Below are 19992 nucleotides of genomic sequence, written 5' to 3' on the forward strand. Positions count from 1 at the left end.
CACCGTGACTCGGCTCGCTAAACGCCTACCTGGCGGCTACTTGGCGAAACGCCGGGTGGACGTCCAGCGACCTGTGGCCGGCCGCGCCCTTCTCGGGGAGGGATCGCGAGTGCTCAGAGATCCCGGCTCGTCTTCAGGATCTCACCGCGGCGAGTGCCTGAAGGGCTTGTTCTCGCCAGTGAGGCGAGCCGAGTCGCCACGCGATGTCGGAGGCCGTGGCATAGTGTGCCACGGCTCCGGCGGGGTCGCCCAGGAACTCCGCCAGCCGGCCCAGTATGAGGCCGGCGGGGCCGAGGGTCATCGCCACGGTCGGCAGGCCGATCATCTCCTCCTGCGCCGGGAGGAGGAGGCGGTAGCACTCCTCGGCCACCTCGCGGTGGCCGAGGGCCATCGCGTTTTCCGCGCGGAGTGCCAGGTTGACTCTCAGGAAGATGTCCCGCCGCGGCCAGCGGTCTGCCGGCCAGGCGGACCGGGCGTCGTCCAGGCTTCCGGCGGCGACCAGCGCGCTGACGTAGAACTCGTCCATCGCCCCCGGCGCGCGGTCGCGGACGGCGGCGTACTCGGCCACCAACTCGTGGGCACGGCCGCACAGCCGGCGTACGGCCAGTTTGGACATGCTCGCGAAGATGGCGGAGGCCGGCCCTCCGGCCTCTCCCATCCGGTCGCCGAGGACGGCGTAGGCGGCCTCGGTCTGCTCGAACTCGCCCTTCAGCAGGAGGTGGAGGGCGTCGAGGTACGCGATGGCGACCAGGGCGGTCCCGAGTTGGCCGCTTGTGGAGTACTCGACTGTTTGTGCGGCATGCCGCTGGGCCCTGGGCCAGTCGTTGCGTGCGAGCGCGACATTACACAGGGCGTAGTGTCCGAGTGTCTGGTAGCCGAGCAGGCCGCCCCGGGCGGAGACCTCCAGCAACTCGTGCCCGAGGGCTTCCAGCTCGTCCTGGTGGCCGGGCACGAACGCGACCCAGTAGCGCGCGTTGAGCGCCAGACACAGCAGCCGGGGGTCGCCGAGGCCGCGGGCGATCTCGACGGCCTCGGCGCTCGCGCCTTCCGTGACCTCGTCGTCATGGCCCACCAACTCCTGGGCCAGCGCGGCGAGCAGCCGGCACCGCAGCTCGCCCGTCGCGGCGGGCAGGCAGCTCCGGATGGACTCCACGAGGTCGACGTCGAACACGAAGTCGGACTGCGAGATCCAGATCACGGGCGCGTCATTGGCCACGGCCGCGCGGGCGATCGCGGCGGGGTCGCCGATCCGCCGGGCGATCTCCAGCGCCCGGCGGCGGCCGGCCGCCGCCCGCACGAGGTCGCCCGCGTTCGCCTGCGCGGAGACCAGACGGCACAGCAGGTCGAGCCTGGTGTGGTCCGCGGGTTCTGTTCCGAGGTCGAGGGCTTCCAGGGCGCTCTTCAGCAGGGTCGCCGCTTCCTTGTGAGCGTAGACGGTGGAGGCCTGGGCCGCGGCTTGCCGTGCGTACCGCGCGGCCTCGCGCGCCGTGGCGGGCGTGGCGGCGGCGAGCGCGTGGTAGCCCAGCGCGCCGTGGTCTCCCGGTCGTAGGCTCTCCAGCGCGGCGAGGACCTTCGCGTGCAGTCTCGTACGGCGAAGCTGGGGGGTCTCCTCGTAGAGGGCCTCGCGGACCAGGACGTGCGTGAAGCGGATCCTGCCGGGGCTCGGTTCGGTGAGCAGCCCGGCGAGCACGCCCGCCTCCAGGCCGTCGAGCACGGTCTCCTCATCGGCGTCCTGGATGGCGATCAGCACATCGGCGTCGGCGTCCCTGCCCATGACGGCGGCGTTGCGCAGGGTCGTCTGAGCCGTCGCCGGGAGGCGGGCGATCCGCCTGCGGATGAGATCACGGACCCCGGGCGGCAGCGAATGAGCCGCCGACGTCCCCTCGGTCGCGAGCAGCCGGGCGATCTCGGTCACGAACAGCGGATTGCCCCCGGTCCGTTCGGTGACCGTACGGACGGTGGAACGGTCCGCCTCCATGCCGGACCGTTCCACCAGCAGGCGGCGGACCTCGTCCTCACTGAGACCCCGCAGGGCCACGTTCTCCGCCGCCTGGACGGCCAGGGAGGCTCCGGCCGCCACAAGATGGTCACCCGCCTCGGAGGGCCGGTGCGTCAGGACCACCAGGACCGGGATGTCGGCCAGCTTGGCCGCCAGGTGACGCAACAGCTGGAGGGTCGCGTCATCGGCGCGGTGCACATCCTCCAGCACGACCAGCAGCGGCCCCGGCACGTTCTCCAGGTAGTCCCCCACGGCCTGAGCCAGCCAGAACTCGCCGACCTGAGGAGAGTCCTGCCTCAACAGGGGCGCCAGCCGTGCCTCGATCTCGGCGTCTGGGGGATGGACGGCGAACAGGCCACGCAGCACCTCGCTCCACGCCCACGCGGGCGGCACCCCGCCGAGTGTTTCCGGGCACCGGCCGACCGTGACCTGCCAGCCCTGCTCGCTGAGACGCCGCAGCAGGGCGTCGGCCAGCGTGCTCTTGCCCGCTCCGGGATCTCCGCCGAGCCATGCCACCCGGAACCCGCGCTTGGCCTGCTCGGCGGCGGACACCAGGCGGGCGAGCTCGGTCGTACGGCCGATCATCTGGGGCGGCGCGGCCGGTGACGCTGCCGGCGGCGCGGCGGGACGGGCAGGAACAGAGGCGACCTGGGGCACCTCAAGGGCGTCGCTGTGGGTGAGGATGTCGGCCTCGAGAGCTCTTAGAGCGGGTCCTGGATCCACGCCCAGCTCTTCGGCGAGTGTGGCCCGGGTCCTGCGCAGCGACGCCAGGGCCTCGGCCTGCCGCGCCGAGCGGTAATAGGCGAGAGCGAGGAGCCGCACCGCGTTTTCGCGCAGCGGGTGGGCGGCGACGTGGCGCTCCAGTTCGGGCACGATCTCCGCATGACGGCCGAGCGCGAGTCGCGCTTCCGCGCGGTACTCGACGGCCATGATCTTCAGCTCTTCCAGCCGTGACGCCTCGGGAGCCGCCCAGTCCTCGCCGGCGACCTCGGCGAAGGCGGGGCCTCCCCACAGCGACAGGGCGTCGTCGATCATGTGCAGCGCCTTGGCCGGCTCTCCCTCGTTGAGAAGGGCCACCGCGGCGTCCACGAGCTTGGGGAAGAGCCAGGCGTCGACGGCGTCGGCATCGAGCCGTAGCAGGTATCCGGGCGGGGCGCTCACCAAGACGGTGGCCGGGGTCCGCGGTGCCCGGCCCGGCTCCAGGACGCGGCGAAGGTTGGAGATGTAGACCTGGAGTGCGGCAAGAGCCCTCGGCGGGGGCTGGCCCCGCCACAGATCGTCGATGAACCGGTCCGTGGAGACCACGTGCCCGCCGGCGCAGACCAGTCTGGCGATCACCGCTCGCTGGAGCGGCGGGCCCAGGTCGACTGGACGCCCTTCGACTTCTGCCCGGAACTGCCCAAGAACCCGCAAACGCACCATTTCCAGAGAAGCATAGGGTTCTCGCTCCTCATCCGCATATAGGGCGTGCCGTAATCCCGTGAACCTGCGTGTGGGTGCACTAGGTCACGGCGCCAAGTGGAGGCCAAGAGTCTGCTTAGGGCGCGATGTCAGCATCGGCGCGATCTGCAATCGAGGAGGGATCGTATGCCCCTATCGCGCCTGCCAGGCTTACTGGCTCGTCTCCGTACCCGGAATACCGGCGAACAGACCGGTCCGCCGCTACGGCGGCGGCGCCCCGTGCTGCTCACGCTGGTGCTGACCCTCGGGCTGTGCGCGCCGCTTGCCGTGGTGGCGACGCCCAAGCCCGTATCGGCTGTGGCGGGGGAACCCAAGTCCGCCCTGACCGACCTCACCGGCGGCTACGGGATGACCGGCTACCGACTATTGAACATCTTCGCCGGTGACGGCGAGTTCAAAACCCTGGAAGGGATCAGCGACAAAGGCCAGGTCGTGGGCACGGTGCTCGACCCGGCCAGCGGCCCTGCCCCGGTACCCTTCGCCTGGGCGCCGGGATCGCCCATGGAATTGATGCCGCTGAACGATCCGGACCTGAGGCACTGGCCGACCGGTGTCGCCGGGAACGGCACGGTCTACGGCCGCACCGGTGACGGTAGTGACGACCGCGGCTATGTCTACCGCGCCCGGCCGGGCGAAGGTTCCGCGTACAACGCCCCGGAGGTCGTGGCGACCCCCTCGCGTCCGGTCATCGCGGCGAACAGCCGGGGCCAGATGCTCGTCGAGGATGCCCGTGGGTTCGGGATCCTCGCCGAGGACGGCAGTCTCAACCTCTTCCCACGTGAGATGTGGGCGTTGGACATGAACGAGTCCGGCACGGCGGCCGGGTTCTTCTTCAAGCAAAAGCCTGACGGTACGTCGGAAGACGAGCCGGCCATCTGGCAGGGCGGTTCGATACAGCGTCTCGGCTTCCCGCCGGGCTACTCGGCGGCGCATGCCACAGAGATCAATAACGCCGGCGATGTCCTGGTGCGAGCGAATGGCGCAGCGGGAAAAACCGACTTTTTCATTCGCAGCAAGGCCGGCGCCTGGACGAAGCTTGACGCTCCGAAGGGTACCCCTGAGGGGGCGGAAGTGGCCTGGTACGACCTGAACGACCGGGGTGAGGCCGTCGGCGTTGTTCGCGCCGATCGCGTGAACAGCGCGGTGTTGTGGAGCAATGGCCGCGCGATCGTGCTGAACAGCCTGCTCAACCCCGGTAGGGGCCTGCGACTCGACGCCGCGGAGCTCATCAATAAGAACGGCGTCATCGTCGGTCGTGGCGTGAACGGCGTCGCGCCCATCATCTGGGTGGCGATACCGGTTGATCCCGTGGTGTTCGTGCACGGCGCCGCGGCCAGTCGGTTGTCGGTGTACAAAAACGGCGAACCGACCCAGGAACTGTGGCTGGGGTGCCATCTCCCTCCCCGCAGCAGTGTGGACCGTAACCTGCTCAGCCTCTACAAGGATGACATCCAGAATGGGGACGTGCCGCACGATATCCGGGCGGTCGACGCGCTGCAGCATGAGCATTGCGACCTGGCAAACGATACTATTGCCCCTAATCTGAATATTTACGGTGATTTGCTCGATAGATTGAGGGGCTCCGAGACTTACCGTGAGTACCAGGTCGACGGGCACACCGAACGCCGCACCACGGCGGGATGCGACATGGCGCAATCCGATCGGATGCCCAACCTGTTCATCTACGCCTACGACTGGCGCCAGAGCAATGTGGACAGTGCCAGGGGTCTGGCGGACTACATCGGCTGTGTGCGGAAGCTCTGGCCCACCCGCAAGGTGGACATCCTGACGCACTCGATGGGCGGCATCGTCACCCGGAGGTACATCCTTGACGACCCGTCCGCGAGCAACATCGACCGGGTGGTGACCATCGGTGCGCCGTGGCTGGGCGCGCCGAAGCTGGTGAACGTGCTGATGACCGGTGACTTCATCGATAGTTCGATCGTGAACGGCCCGAACGACGTCATCAAGCGGGTGGCGGGTAGTTTCCCGGCCGCCCACCAGCTGATGGCCAGCCGGATCTATGGGGACGCCGCGAGCGTGCCGGTGGTGCGGGAGAACGGCTGGGATCTCAACGAGAAGAACGGTGACCACGAGACCTACGACTACGACGAGGTGAAGGCCCTGACGAACGCCAGGTTCGCGGGGACGCATCCCGGTGACACTGCGGACGAATTCCAGTCGCGGGCCGGCCAGGTCGACTGGCGCGGGGATACCTCGGGCATCAAGTACACCCATGTCGTGGGGCTGCAGGCGGGCAGGAACACGATCGGCACGGTGGTGGCCAACCTTGAGGAAAAGTGCGAAGCCACGTGGCCCAAGCACTGCAAGGAGCGGAAATACATCACCCAGGACCTCGTCTGCGGTGACGGCACTGTGCCGCTGATGAGCGCCGAGCGGGCCGGTCGGGGCGTGGACTACAACGCCGAGAACGCCGAGGTGCTGCTCTTCAAGTCCAAGTCCGCGTCCAAGGCGAACAACTTCCAGGTGGAACACACGGGAATGACGGGGAACAAAGCCGTCGGCGACGCGGTGCTGGCGCGGTTGTTCACCCTTGACCCGCAGGGCCCGGCCGATCACAGTGGTCTGGGCCGTCCGGGAGCCGACATGGACTCCTGCATCACGGGCGGGGGCTCGAACCCCGGGCTGGCGACCGCCATGGCGGGGGGTGCGGGCACGGCCACTCCCGCGCCGGGCATGGGCCTGCGGTATGTGTCGGTGCTGGGTGGGACCGCGTTGACCGTCATCGACGGTCACGGGCACACCACCGACCCGCAGGGTGGCACGGCGGGATATGTCGATGACGTCACGTTGTTCGCCTCCGATCAGGACGATGCGGGTATGGCGACCATGCCTGCCGACACCGAGGAGTCCTACCGGACGCGGGTCACCGCGACCGGGATGCCACTGCAACTGACCCTGCTGGAAGGCACGCAACAGCACCCGACCGCGGCGACCCGCTGGATCGACATTCCCGTCGACAAGGGCACGGTGGTCGAGCTGACCACCCGCCCGGACGGCACCGATGTGCTGCGCGCCGACGCGAACGGCGACGGAGAGCCGGAGAAGGTCATCCCCCCGACGGTCCGGCTGGCGGGCGCCGACGCGGCCGATGTCACGGCGCCCGCGGTGACGGTCGACGCGGTGGCGGAGAACGGCTCGACCAGGTACGTGGTGTCGGCGTCCGACACGGGTAGCGGGGTGTCGGCGTCCGACACGGGTAGCGGGGTGGCCGACATCGCGTGGTCCACCGACGGCACCCTGTTCAACCGCTATGAGGCGCCGCTGTCGCTGGACCCCGCCGCGACGCCCACGCTGACCGTCTTCGCCCAGGACCGCGCGGGCAACCGTTCGGCGCCGGTCGAGGTGAAGCTCGCAGACCTGAAACCGAGCATGGTCACCACGGCCACGTTGGATCCGGCCCCGACCGGAGCCGGGTGGAGCGCGGGTGACGTGAAGGTCACGCTGAAGGCCACGGCCTCCACGGGGGGCAGCCCGGTGGCGAAGGTGACCTACCAGGCGTCGGGGGCGCAGAGCGTCCCGGAGACGTCGGCGGACGGCGCGCAGGCGGCGTTGACCATCACGGCGGCCGGTTCCACGACGGTCACGTTCTGGGCCACCGCCGAGGACGGAACCGTGGAGCGCAAGCGCACTGTGCAGGTCCGGGTCGACAAGGCCGACCCGACGGCGCAGGTGAAGGCCCCGGCCGACACCTCCGTGGTGTCCAAGATCGTGAAGCTGTCCGGCACCGCGGCCGACGACGCCTCCGGAGTCGCCCGGGTGCGGGTCGAGCTGCGCGACGGTAAGGGCCGCTACTGGGACGGCGACAGCTGGACGACCACCCAGACCTGGTTGCCGACGGCGGGAACGACGACCTGGGCCCGCACCACCGGCCTGCCGAGCGGCGATGAGCTGCCGCCGGGCGGGTATCGGGTGCGTACTTCGGTGAGAGACGAAGCCGGCCGCGAGGTGCCCGGGGGGACGAGCACCTTCACGGTGGCAGCCGATGCCAAGCGAGTCGTCTTCGAGCTTGCCAGTGAAACCGCTCTGTCAAGGACCACCGGCGCTGTCGCCCTGAACAACCGCGGCGTCGTCGTCGGCGGCGGCGGACTGGGCCCGGTTCGCTGGTCCGCCGGCAAGACCACGAAACTCGACCCGCCCACAGGTATGACGAGTGCCAGTGTCACCGCTGTGGACGACGACGGCTCGGCGTACGGACAGGTGGACGGCTCCCAGCGCACCTTCCCCGTGCGATGGGACCCGTCCGGGACTCCCACCGTGCTGGAGGCGTTGCCCTCCCACACTCGAGCCGGCGTCATGGGAGTCAGCCGTGACGGCAAGACGGCGGTCGGCGGGAGCGACAAGCAGCCGGTCCGCTGGTCCGGTACGGCGGTGGCGGCGCTGCCGCTGTTGAGTGAGGCCACCAGCGGCGTGGCGACCGGTGCGAACACGGCCGGGGTCATCGTCGGCACCCAGTACATCCGCGGGGACTGGTATCCCGAACGTGCGCGGGCGGTGATCTGGTCCGGCGGTCAGGTGCGCAACCTCGGCACGTTGCCCGGTCACCGGGAGAGCACGGCGACCGCGGTCAACGACCTCGGTGTCGTGGTCGGCACCAGTGTCGTACCTCTGGCCGTGGGACAGGGCGACCGTACCTATGGCTTCGTCTATGCCGACGGGGCGATGAAGCAGCTGGACACCTACTACACCGGTGCGAAGATCACGTTGCCGAAGGCCGTGAACGACCAGGGCGCGATCGTCGGCGAGTTCACCACCAACGGCGGGACGACTCATGCCTTCCTGGCCGAGCCGGGCGAGCTGGCCGTGGACCTGAACACGCTGCTGCCTCCGGGCAGCGGCTGGGAGCTGGTGCGGGCCAACGACATCAACGAGTACGGGCAGATCACCGGGGTCGGTAAGCACAACGGCGAGTCGCGTGGCTTCCTCATGACCGTCAAGCACGCTCCGCTGGCCCAGGACGTGGCGGCGGCCACGACCAGAGGGCACGCGGTGGATGTGGCGCTGGACGCGTTCGACCCCGATGTCCTCGACACCCTCACCCTGCGGGCGCTCGACGGGGCGGGGCAGGGCCCGGCCCACGGCACGGTCTCGGCTGTGAAGGACGGGCACGTGACCTACACCCCGGCCGCCGGCTTCACCGGGACCGACACCTTCAGCTACGTCGCCGACGACGGTGACCTGGTGTCCGCACCGGCTGTCGTCACCGTGAAGGTCGATCCTGGGGCCAACCAGGCCCCGACGGCGCACGACGTGACGGTGACCACGCCGGAGTCCACCCCGGTCAAGGTGACCCTCAAGGCCGAGGACGCCGACGGCGACGCGCTGACCTACCGCGTCGTCCAAGCCCCCGCCCACGGCACCGTGTCGGGGACCGGTCCGGACCTGACCTACACGCCCGAGAAGGGCTGGTCGGGAACGGACACCTTCACCTGGACCGCATCCGACGGCAAGGAGGAGGCCGCCCCGGCCACGGCCACCATCACCGTGACCCCGGCGAACCACCCGCCGTCGGTGTCGATCAAGGCACCGGGAAGCGCGGACGAGGGGGCGACGGTGGAGCTGACGGCTCCGGCGACCGACCCGGACGGCGACAAGCTCACCTGGAAGTGGAGCAGCGATGTCGGCACGCTGTCGGGCGACGGCGACACCGTGAAGCTGACGGTCAGCGATGGCCCGGCCGACGCGCACATCACCGTGGAGGTCAGCGACGGCAGGGAGAAGGCCACCGGCACCGCCACAGTGCACGTGAACAACGTCGCCCCCAAGGTGGGTGAGGTCTCGACACCGCTGGCCCCGCAGGCCGTCGGTACGGAGATCGAGCTGTCGGTCAGGTTCACCGATCCGGGCGATGACACACACACCTGCTCGGTCAACTGGAACGACGGCAGCACCTCGCCCGGAACCGTGGCCGACGCCACGTGCAGGGCCAAGCACACCTACGCCAAGGCGGGCATCTACCACCCGACCGTCACCGTCACCGACGACGACGGCGGCGCGGGCACCGCGACCGCGCAGGCCGTGGTGGTCTACGACCCGAGCGCCGGGTTCGTGACCGGCGGCGGCTGGATCAACTCGCCTGCGGGCGCCTACAAGGCGGACCCCGCACTGACCGGGAAGGCGAACTTCGGGTTCGTCTCCAAGTACAAGGAGGGTGCCACCACGCCCACCGGCAACACCGAGTTCCAGTTCCACGCCGGGAAGCTGAACTTCCAGGCAACGGCCTACGAGTGGATGGTGGTGTCGGGAACGCGGGTCCAGTACAAGGGCTCGGGGACGATCAACGGCAGCGGTGAGTACACGTTCGAACTCACGGCGGTCGACGGCGGCAAGGACGACCGGTTCCTGATCAAGATCTGGGACAAGGCGAGCGGCAACGTCGTCTACGACAACCAGATAGGAGAAGAAGGCACCGCCCTCGGCGGCGGCAGCGTCGTCATCCACACCGGCCACTAACAGAGGCCATTCCCAAAGAACCTGGGCCTACCCTGATGGGTGGGCCCAGGTGTCGTACCGATCGCCGCGCGCGGCACCGCCGGGTTCCTGCGCACGCTGGTGACGCAGCCCGTAAGCCTGGTCATGGAGCGCAAGATGCTGCTCGGCATCAAGCAGCGTGCGGAACGGCTGTCAAAGGCTGACGACTCCGTGCGCGCGGAACCGGGCGTGGACCTCGTCGAGTAGTTCCGGCCCTGGCGGGTCGACGTGGGCGAGGGGGAAGGTCAGGCCCAGGCGCCGGTACTTGCCGGCCGCCATGCGGTGGAAGGGCAGGACGTCGACGTGTTCCACGTTGCCGAGCCCGGCGACGAAGCGGGCGATGCCGTCGACGTTCTCCGGGTCATCGGTGACGCCGGGGACCAGGACGAAACGAACCCAGGTCGGGCGGCGGAGGGTGGCCAGGCGGCGGGTGAAGCGCAGGGTCGGTTCCAGCTCGCCGCCGGTCAGCCCGCGGTAGGTCGCGGGGTCGGAGGATTTGATGTCCAGCAGGACCAGGTCGGTGTCGGCGAGCATCGCGTCGGTCGCGCGGTCGCCGAGGAAGCCGGAGGTGTCCAGCGCGGTGTGCAGGCCGTCGTCGCGGCAGCGGCGCAGGAGTTCGGCCGTGAAGCCGGGCTGGAGCAGCGGCTCGCCGCCGCTGATCGTGACGCCGCCGCCCGCCACGGTGATGAACCTGCGGTATCTCTCCACCTCGGCCATGACCTCGTCGGCCGTCACCCGGCGGCCGTCGCGCATCCGCCAGGTCTCGGGATTCTGGCAGTACAGGCAGCGCAACGGGCAGCCGCACGTGAAGACCACGAACCGGGTTCCCGGACCGTCGACGCCGACCGAGATGTCCCAGGAACTGATGACGCCACCCGGAGGGGACGTGTCCGCCCCCTCCGGCCGCGTCACCTCCCCGGTGTTCACAGCGACCCGTGGAAGGTGCGGTTCACGACATCCTGCTGCTGCTCGCGGGTCAGGCGGACGAAGTTCACGGCGTATCCCGATACGCGGATGGTGAGCTGCGGGTAGCGGTCGGGGTGCTCCATCGCGTCCAGCAGCACCGCCCGCGTGAGCACGTTGACGTTCATGTGGAACCCGCCCGCGTCGATGTAGCCGTCCAGCACTCCGACCAGGTTGGTCACCCGATCGTCGGGGGTGCGGCCCAGCCCTTCCGGTGTGACGGTGTTGGTCAGCGAGATGCCGTCCCGCGCCTCCTCGTACGGCAGCTTCGCCACCGACAGCGCGGAGGCGACCATGCCGTGCCGGTCGCGGCCGTTCATCGGGTTGGCCCCGGGGGCGAACGGCTCGCCGGAGCGGCGGCCGTCTGGGGTGTTGCCCGTGTGCCGGCCGTACACGACGTTGGAGGTGATCGTCAGCACGGACTGGGTGTGCTCGGCGTCCCGGTAGGCGGGGTGCCGGCGGATCTTGGTCATGAACGCGCGGACCAGGCCGACGGCGATGTCGTCGGCGCGGTCGTCGTTGTTGCCGAAGGCCGGGTGGTCGCCCTCGACCTCGTAGTCGACCGCCAGGCCGCTCGCGTCCCGGACGACCTTGACTTGGGCGTGCTTGATCGCCGAGAGGCTGTCGGCGGCCACCGAGAGCCCGGCGATGCCGCAGGCGAGCGTCCGCTTGACCGGGTAGTCGTGCAGGGCCATCTCGACGCGCTCGTAGGCGTACTTGTCGTGCATGTAGTGGATGACGTTGAGCGCGTTCACGTACGTGGCCGCCAGCCAGTCCATCATCCGGTCGAACGCGGCGGCGACCGCGTCGTAGTCCAGATACTCGCCGGTCAGGGGAGGATACGCCGGCCCGACCTGCTCGCCGGTCATCTCGTCGCGACCGCCGTTGATCGCGTACAGCAGGGTCTTGGCCAGATTGACGCGGGCCCCGAAGAACTGCATCTGCCTGCCGACGGGGGCCGCCGACACGCAGCAGGCGATCGCGGTGTCGTCGCCGTGGCACGGCCGCATCAGCTCGTCGCTCTCGTACTGGATCGCGCTGGTCTCGATGGACAGCCGTGCGCAGAACCGTTTGAACGGCTCGGGAAGCCGGCGCGACCAGAACACGGTGAGGTTGGGCTCCGGGGCGGGGCCGAGGTTGCGCAGCGTCTGCAGGTAGCGGAAGCTCGTGCGGGTCACCAGCGTGCGCCCGTCCTCGCCCACGCCTCCGATCGACTCGGTCACCCATGTCGGGTCGCCGGAGAAGAGCTGGTCGTACTCGGGTGTGCGCAGGAAGCGGACGGCACGCAGCTTGATCACGAGGTCGTCGACGAGTTCCTGGGCGCGTTCCTCGGTGATGAGGCCCTCGGCCAGGTCGCGCTCGATGTAGACGTCCAGGAAGGTCGAGGTCCGGCCGAGTGACATGGCGGCGCCGTTCTGCTCCTTCACCGCGGCCAGGTAGGCCAGGTAGAGCCATTGGACCGCCTCGTGCGCCGTGGTGGCCGGCTGGGAGATGTCGCATCCGTATGAGGCGGCCATCTCGACCAGCTCGCCTAGCGCGCGCAACTGCTCGGCCAGTTCTTCCCGATCGCGGATCACCGCGTCGGTGGAGAACGTCGCGTCGAGGCTGTGCAGTTCTTTCTGTTTGGCCTCGATCAGCCGGTCGACGCCGTACAGGGGGACCCGGCGGTAGTCGCCGATGATCCTGCCCCGGCCGTAGGCGTCCGGCAGCCCGGTGATGACCCCCGAACGACGGGCGGCCCGGATTTCCGGAGTGTAGGCGTCGAACACACCGTCATTGTGGGTCTTGCGGTACTTGGTGAAGATCTCCCGCACCCGGGGGTCGAGCGTGCGGCCATACGCGGCCAGCCCGTTCTCGACCATCCGCAGGCCGCCCGCCGGCATGATCGCTCGCTTCAGCGGTGCGTCCGTCTGCAGGCCCACGATCAGCTCGTGGGTCCGCTCGATGTATCCCGGACGGTGGGCGGTGATGGACGACGGGGTCGTCGCGTCGACGTCGTGAACGCCGCGCCGCCGCTCCTCGGGCAGCATCCCGGCGAGTTTCTCCCAGACCAGCCGCGTCCGGTCCGTCGGGCCGGCCAGGAATGATTCATCACCCTCGTACGGTGTGTAGTTGTCCTGGATGAACGCGCGCACGTCGATGGCCGCGCGCCACGTCGTCCCCTGGAACCCGCGCCAGGCCTCATGCCCCGCCGTTCGCGTCCGGTCCGCTGTGACCGTCATCGGGAACCTCCTCGTGTCGGCGTCTCGCTCCAAACCTCGTCCACCACCGCCCGGACGGCATCGATCGGAGGTCCTCGGCCAGGGGTCCGAAAGTCCCGGCGGCGAAGGGACTTCGGGACCGGCGGCATCGACGTGGGCATGCCCAGATGATCCTCAGGCCGGGACACCATGCATGAGGTCACGTCCATGGTCACCGGCTGCCCGAACCGGGTGGTGGTGTCGGGTGCAGGATCCGGTCGAGGCGTACAGCGGCATAGCCGAGGGTCGAGAGTGCGATGACGATCAGCAGGTCGCCTGCGCTCAGCGGCCGGGTGCCGAGGAGTTCTTGGAGCGGAGGAAGGTAGAGCCCTGCCAGTTGCAGGGTGAGGGCGCCGGCGACGGCGAGGAGCAGCATGGGGTTGGCCAGCGAGCGCTGCCGGGTGCGCGACCCGATCGCCACGCCGAGTTGGGTGGCGCCGAGGGCGAAGAAGGCCATGCTCTGCCATGGGCGTCCGGTGTGGTGCGCCCAGATGGCGACGCCGAGGGTGACGGCGGTGAGGACGACGCCGATCCGGATCACGCGCTGCCACAGCCCGGCCCCAAGGATGCTTTGGGTGGTGGGCCGAGGCGGCCCGGTCATGGAGCCGGGTGCGGCGGGTTCGCCGCCCAGGGCCACGCCCGGTAGTCCGTGGGTGAGCAGATTGATCCACAGGATCTGGGCGGGCAGCAGCGGGAGCGTGAGACCGGCGAACGGGCCCAGCAGCATGACGGCGATCTCGGCCGCTCCGCCGGACAGCGCATAGATGAGGAACCGGCGGATGTTCGCGTAGATCCGGCGGCCCTCCTCGACGGCCGCGACCACGGTGCCCAGGTCGTCGTCGGCCAGGACCAGATCGGCCGCCTGACGGGCGACCTCCGTACCGCGCTCGCCCATCGCCACGCCGATGTCGGCGCGTCGCAGTGCGGGCCCGTCGTTGACGCCGTCTCCGGTCATCGCGAGGATGTCGCCGCGCTTCCGCATGCCCTGGACGATGTCGAGTTTCTGCTCCGGTGTCGCCCGGGCGTAGACGTTCGCCCCCTCTTGGCCTGGTTCGCGGGAGTCACGGCAGTCGACGACCTGGCCGCCGGGTTCGATGACGCCGAGGTCGGTGGCGATGGCGCGGGCGGTCCCAGGGTGGTCTCCGGTGATCAGAACCGGTCGGATACCCGCGCGTTTGCAGGCGGCGATGGCGGCGGCCGCCGCGGGGCGCGGCGGATCCAGGATCGCGATCAGCCCGAGCAGTCTCAGCCCGGTCTCCTCGACGGTTTCCGGAATGACGTCCAGATCGGTGCCGGCGACGGCGATGACCCGGAAGCCCGCCTCAGCGAGTCGGGCGGCGCGTTCGGACGCGCCGGCCGGCAGCGCTGGGTCGTCGGCCGGCACCGGTCGCCGGAGCAACACGTCGGGCGCTCCCTTGCAGATCACCCGGGCACGGCCATCGGGTAGCCGGTGCACGGTCGTCATGCGCTTGCGGCCGCTCTCGAAGGGGCGCTCGGCGACTCTGGGGAACCGCTGTTGAAGCTCTGACCGGTCCAGGCCCCGCTTGGCCGCGGCGGCGAGCATGGCCGCCTCGGTAGGATCACCCAACGCCGTCCAGTGTCCGCTGGAGTCTTGAGACAGCCGTGCGTCGTTGCACAGCGCCGCCGCGATCAGCAGGTCGGTGAGCTCGTCCGTCTCCGAAGCCGGCTCGTCTTCGACGATCTCACCCTCAGGGCTGTAGCCGGAGCCGGTGACCTTGGCTTCGCCGGTGGGGGTCCACAGCAGCCGGACGACCATCCGGCCCTCGGTCAAAGTGCCGGTCTTGTCGGTGGCCAGCACGGTGACCGATCCCAGGGTCTCCACCGCGGGCAGTCTGCGAATGAGGGCGTTGCGGGCCGCCATCCGGCGGGCTCCGAGTGCGAGACCCAAGGTCACGACCGCGGGCAGTGATTCCGGTACGGCGGCGACCACCAAGCTGATCGCGGTCACGATCATCAGCTCGACGGGTTCGCCCCGGGCCAGGCCGAGGGCCAGTACGATCACGCACAAGAGCACGGTGACACCGGCCAGCATGCGACCGACGCCCACCAGACGTCGCTGGAGCGGCGTCAGACCGGCCCCCTTGACCATCATGGAGGCCATACGCCCGGTCGCGCTCGCCGGACCCACCGCGGTGACCACCGCTCGGCCGCGTCCTCGTACCACGACGGTGCCCGAGGACACCGCCTCCTCGACGCTCTTGTCCACCGGCATGGATTCGCCCGTGACGGACGACTCGTCGACGAGAAGCGCCGCCGACTCCAGCACCTTGGCATCGGCCGGAACGATGTCCCCCTCGGCCAGCACCAGGAGATCACCCACAACGACGTCGGCCGCGGGAACCTGCGTCTGGGCGCTGTCACGGACCACGCGCGCCGTCGGGGCGGTGAGTTCCGACAGGGCCGTGATGGCGCGGTCCGCGCGAATCTCTTGCACCACCCCGACCGAGGTGTTCACCACGATCACCAACATGATCACGGCCATGTCGGTCCAGTCGCCCGTGGCGACGGTCAATACCGCGGCCACGAGCAGAACGAGGATCAGCGGGTCGCGAAGCTGGGCGGCCACTCGCCGCCACAACGGGACGGGCGGCTTCCTGGGCAGGAGATTCGGCCCGTCCCGTTCGCGTCTCGCGACCGCCTCCATCGACGACAGACCGGACATGACGGCGGGCGCGATGAGTTCTTCACTGGCCATTCGTCGTCTCCCCGTCGGTCTGGTCGAAGCGTGTGATGGTCTCGAAGGCCAGTCTTCACAGGGAGAGCGCCCGTCGGCAGTGACGAAGGTCCCGTCCGGCGAGTGCTGAAGGGCGGCGGATGATCTGACGCCCGTGCTCACCGCCGTGCGGGCCGGGAGCGAGGTGAACGCGGCCCGCGATGAGCCCCCGGCATCGCGAGGGCCGGCCCGGCAACGGATGTCCCGGTGGATGCGGGACTTTCGGCTCTGTCGTCCACCGGACGCCGACAAGAACCTCAGAACGTCGATGAAAGAGGTACGTCATGGCTTTCCCCATTGATACCGACCTCGGGATCCGTTGGCTGCTCGCCGCGGCGGGCCAGGCGCCCTCGGTCCACAACACCCAACCGTGGCGCTTCCGGATCGCGGGAAAGTCCATCGAGTTGCTCGCGGATCCGGACCGGCGGCTCAGACGGGCCGACCCGCGTGGCCGGTCCCTGCGTGTGAGCTGCGGTGCCGCGCTGTTCAACCTGCGCCTGGCCATCCGGGTGGCCGGGTTCCAGCCCCTGACGTGGCTGCTGCCCGATCCGCGGGCCGATCCACAGTTGCTGGCGATCGTCCACATGCCCGCCTTCGGGCAGCCCTCCTCGACCGAGCAGGAGCTGTTCGCCAACATCGGCACACGGCGCACCAACCGTGAGCCGTTCGACGAGAGGCGGGTGCCCCCATGGGTGCTGGCGGACCTGCGTATCGCGGCGTCCAGAGAGGGCGCCAACCTGGTCCCGCTGGGAGGGTTCGGCTCGACGGACCTGCTGGACTATGTCGCGATGGCCGAGGAGGAGCTGGGCCGGGATCACGACTACCTGGCTGAACTGCGGGCGTGGACGATGACGGGAACACACTCCGATGGCATGCCCTCCTACGTCCTTGGCCCACGCCTCGCCGGCGACCCTGCCGTGGTGCGTGACTTCGGCACCCACCCGGACCGGCCTGCCGCGCGTTTCGAGCACCATCCGCAGATCGCGGTGCTGACCACCCCCGGTGACCGCCCCGCCGACTGGCTTCGCGCCGGGCAGGCCCTGCAGAGGGTGCTGCTCCTGGCGAGCGCGCACGGTGTGTCGGCTTCGTTCCTCAACCAGCCACTGGACCTGCGGGACATGCGCCACCGCACCGATCCCCGCCACCGCCGCGGCCACGCACAAATGATCATCAGGCTCGGGTACGGCCCGTCCGTGCCCCGCGCCCCGCGTCGTCCTCCCGCCGAACTGCTGACCGGGCCTGCCACGAGACGGCCGAGCGGTCGGACCCGACACGAGAGGAACCGGTCACTGTGACCCGCCGCTCCGGAGATGTGACGATGCGCGTCGCCACGACGACCGCAGCCGACCACGCCGCGAAGACGGTGGACCTCGGCATCGCCGCGAGCACCGAGATCGACCCGCTGCTGACCCTCCTGGACACGACGGGTGACGGGCTGACCGGCGCCCAGGCTCGGACACGCCTGACCGCCGCGGGCCCGAACGCCGTGCGAACCCACCGCGCGCGCGGGCTGACCGTGCTGGCCAGGCAGCTCCGCTCGCCGTTGCTGATCCTGCTGGCTCTGACGGCGGCCGCGTCCGCGATGCTCGGCGAATCCACCGACGCTCTGATCATCGCGGTGATCCTCACGGCGTCGGTGGGACTCGGCTTCTTCAATGAGTACCGCGCCGAGAAGTCGGCCGAGGCCCTGCACACCCGGATCCGGCACAGTTGCCTGACCTGGCGCGACGGCCACCCCAAGGCCGTGGACGTGACCGAGATCGTCCCCGGTGACGTCGTCGAGCTCCAGCTTGGCCAGGTGGTGCCCGCCGACCTGCGGCTGTTGACGGCGACGGGACTCGAATGCGAGGAGTCGGCTCTGACCGGCGAGTCGATGCCGGTCGCCAAGTCGCCGGAACCCGTACGGGCGGGTGCCGCGCTGGCCGACCTGACCTGCTGCGCGCTGATGGGCACCGTGGTGAGCGCGGGATCGGGAAAGGGGGTGGTGGTGGCCACCGGCGGTCGAGCCGAGTTCGGAAAGATCGCGCTCGGGCTGGGCCAACGGCATCCTGACACCGAGTTCCAGATGGGGCTCACCCGGTTCTCGCTGCTGCTGGTCCGCGTGGCCGCGGTACTGACCGGGACGATCTTCGTCGTCAACCTGCTGCTGCACCGTCCTGTCATCGACGCTCTGCTGTTCTCGCTGGCCATCGCCGTGGGCATCTCCCCGCAACTGCTGCCCGCCGTGGTGTCCACGAGCCTCGCCGCGGGAACCAGGCGCCTGGCCGAGCTCAAGGTTCTGGTCAAGCGCCTGATCTGCATCGAGGACCTGGGCGACATCGACGTGCTGTTCACCGACAAGACCGGCACGCTCACCGAAGGGCGCATCGGTTTCATGCGCTCTCTCGGCCCCGACGGGCACGCCGCCGACGGCCCGCTGGCGCTCGGCCTGCTCTGCAACGAGGCGATCGTCGGTAGCGGTGGCCGCGTCGCGGGGGGCAACCCGCTGGACGTCGCCCTGTGGCAGGCCCCGGGCGCGGAGACGGCGATGGCGCGCCTGACCGCTTACCGCAGGCTCGCGGTGCTGCCCTTCGACCACGAGCGAAGAGCGATGTCGGTCCTGGTAGAAGACACGAATGGGCATCGGACGCTGGTCACGAAGGGCGCGCCGGAAGCCGTGCTGGCACGCTGTGCCAGTGTGCCGGCGACGGCCAGGGCCGCGCTGGAGGCCGAATTCGCCGCGGGTAACCGCGTGGTCGCCGTGGCCGGCCGGCCCTTCCCCGCCGGTCCGGAACAAGTACGGCTGACGCCGGCCGACGAGCGCGACCTCGTCCTGGACGGCCTGCTGGTCTTCCTCGACCCGCCGAAGAGCACCGCCGCCGGCGCCCTGAAGCGGCTCGCCGGCTTGGGCATCTCGGTGAAGGTCCTGACCGGCGACAATCCGGTTGTGGCCGCGAAGCTGTGCACCGACATCGGCCTGGCCCCGGGACGGGTGCTGACCGGCGAGGATGTCGACGCGGCGGACGACGACCACCTTCCGGCGCTCATCGACCAGGCGACCGTGTTCGCACGCGTCAGTCCCGAGCACAAGGCGCGTATCATCCGCGCCCAGCGGCGTGGCGGGCTGGACGTCGCCTTCATGGGCGACGGAGTCAACGACGCGCTGGCCCTGCACGCCGCCGACGTGGGCGTCTCCGTCGACAGCGCGACCGATGTCGCCAAGGACGCCGCCGACGTGCTCCTGCTGGAGAAGGATCTCAACGTGCTGGCCGACGGCGTCCTGGAAGGCCGGCGAATCTTCGCCAACACGATGAAGTACGTCCTGATGGGAACGTCGAGCAACTTCGGCAACATGGTCAGCGCGGCCGGCGCCTCACTGCTGCTGGGGTTCCTGCCGATGCTGCCCGCCCAGATCCTGTTGAACAACCTGTTGTACGACACCGGACAGCTGGCCATTCCGACGGACAACGTGGATCCCGAGCAACTGGCACGCCCGTCTCGTTGGGACGTGAAGCTCATCCGGCGGTTCATGCTCTTCTTCGGCCCGCTCAGCTCGCTGTTCGACTTCGCCACTTTCGCAGTGGTGCTGATCGGCTTCCACGCCGGTCCGGAGCTCTTCCGTACGAGTTGGTTCGTCGAGTCCCTCGCGACCCAGGCGCTGGTGATCTTCGTGATCCGGACCCGGCGCACCCCGTCCTTCCACAGTAGGCCCAGCGTCCCCCTGATGCTGGCCACTCTCGGCGTCATCGTGATCGGTGTCGTGCTGCCCTTCACCCCGGTGGCCCAGGCGCTGGGCTTCCAACCACTGCCCGGAGCGTACTTCGCGGCGCTGGCGGTGATGGTGCTCCTGTACCTGGGCCTGATAGAGCTGGGCAAACGCTGGTTCTACCGCGAGGCGCCCGCCGTCGCGGCGCGTCGTCCACGCTCCACCGGCCGTCGCACCCACCGCCGAGCGGGCCCCTTCACCACTGTCGACGTGACCACCATCCAGCCGTCAAGGTCGCGCGCACGTCGTTCCGCGGCGCGGCGATGACGGCTGCGCGCAGGTCGCCGTCGGGGGCGGCCGCCATGGCCATGAGGCCGCGGCGGCTCGCCATCCCGACGACCTGGTCGTCACGGAGCGC

General features: G+C 69.7%; 8 protein-coding genes. 4 read left to right on the forward strand and 4 right to left on the reverse strand.

What is annotated here, in order from left to right; genetic code table 11:
* Positions 1-133: 133 nt before the first annotated feature.
* Positions 134-3421: a BTAD domain-containing putative transcriptional regulator gene (locus AB0M95_RS20905; RefSeq protein WP_363766956.1), complete on the reverse strand. Its 3288-nt coding sequence runs from the start codon at positions 3419-3421 to the stop codon at positions 134-136.
* 258 nt (positions 3422-3679) lie between these two features.
* On the opposite strand from AB0M95_RS20905, the gene AB0M95_RS20910 reads away from it, so the two are divergent.
* Both AB0M95_RS20910 and AB0M95_RS20915 read left to right on the forward strand, forming a co-directional pair.
* A complete protein-coding gene (locus tag AB0M95_RS20910; protein ID WP_363766959.1) occupies positions 3680-9934 on the forward strand; it encodes an Ig-like domain-containing protein in 6255 nt (2084 codons plus the stop codon).
* Between the two features lie 39 nt (positions 9935-9973).
* Complete coding sequence (locus AB0M95_RS20915; protein ID WP_363766962.1) at positions 9974-10159, forward strand: hypothetical protein; 186 nt, start codon at positions 9974-9976, stop codon at positions 10157-10159.
* Here AB0M95_RS20915 and pflA read toward each other — a convergent pair.
* From pflA to AB0M95_RS20930, 3 genes are all read right to left on the reverse strand, one after another.
* A complete protein-coding gene (pflA, locus tag AB0M95_RS20920; protein ID WP_363766964.1) occupies positions 10106-10879 on the reverse strand; it encodes a pyruvate formate-lyase-activating protein in 774 nt (257 codons plus the stop codon). The genes AB0M95_RS20915 and pflA overlap by 54 nt on opposite strands.
* The gene (gene pflB, locus AB0M95_RS20925; RefSeq protein WP_363766967.1) at positions 10876-13137 is read right to left on the reverse strand and encodes a formate C-acetyltransferase; all 2262 of its coding nucleotides are present in this window, start codon (positions 13135-13137) and stop codon (positions 10876-10878) included. Before pflB ends, pflA begins: the two co-directional genes overlap by 4 nt.
* A 190-nt stretch (positions 13138-13327) precedes the next feature.
* Positions 13328-15871, reverse strand: coding sequence for a cation-transporting P-type ATPase (locus tag AB0M95_RS20930; RefSeq protein ID WP_363766970.1), 2544 nt, complete (start codon positions 15869-15871; stop codon positions 13328-13330).
* 302 nt (positions 15872-16173) lie between these two features.
* Between AB0M95_RS20930 and AB0M95_RS20935 the strand changes: the two genes are divergently transcribed.
* Together AB0M95_RS20935 and mgtA are read left to right on the forward strand one after the other, a co-directional pair.
* A complete protein-coding gene (locus tag AB0M95_RS20935) occupies positions 16174-17184 on the forward strand; it encodes a hypothetical protein (protein ID WP_363766973.1) in 1011 nt (336 codons plus the stop codon).
* Positions 17181-19901 (forward strand): magnesium-translocating P-type ATPase, encoded by a 2721-nt coding sequence (gene mgtA, locus AB0M95_RS20940; protein WP_363766976.1) that lies wholly within the window; start codon positions 17181-17183, stop codon positions 19899-19901. The genes AB0M95_RS20935 and mgtA overlap by 4 nt, the downstream gene beginning before the upstream one ends.
* Positions 19902-19992 lie beyond the last annotated feature (91 nt).

The sequence above is a fragment of the Sphaerisporangium sp. NPDC051017 genome (genome assembly GCF_040683095.1).
Classification (GTDB): Bacteria; Actinomycetota; Actinomycetes; order Streptosporangiales; family Streptosporangiaceae; genus Sphaerisporangium.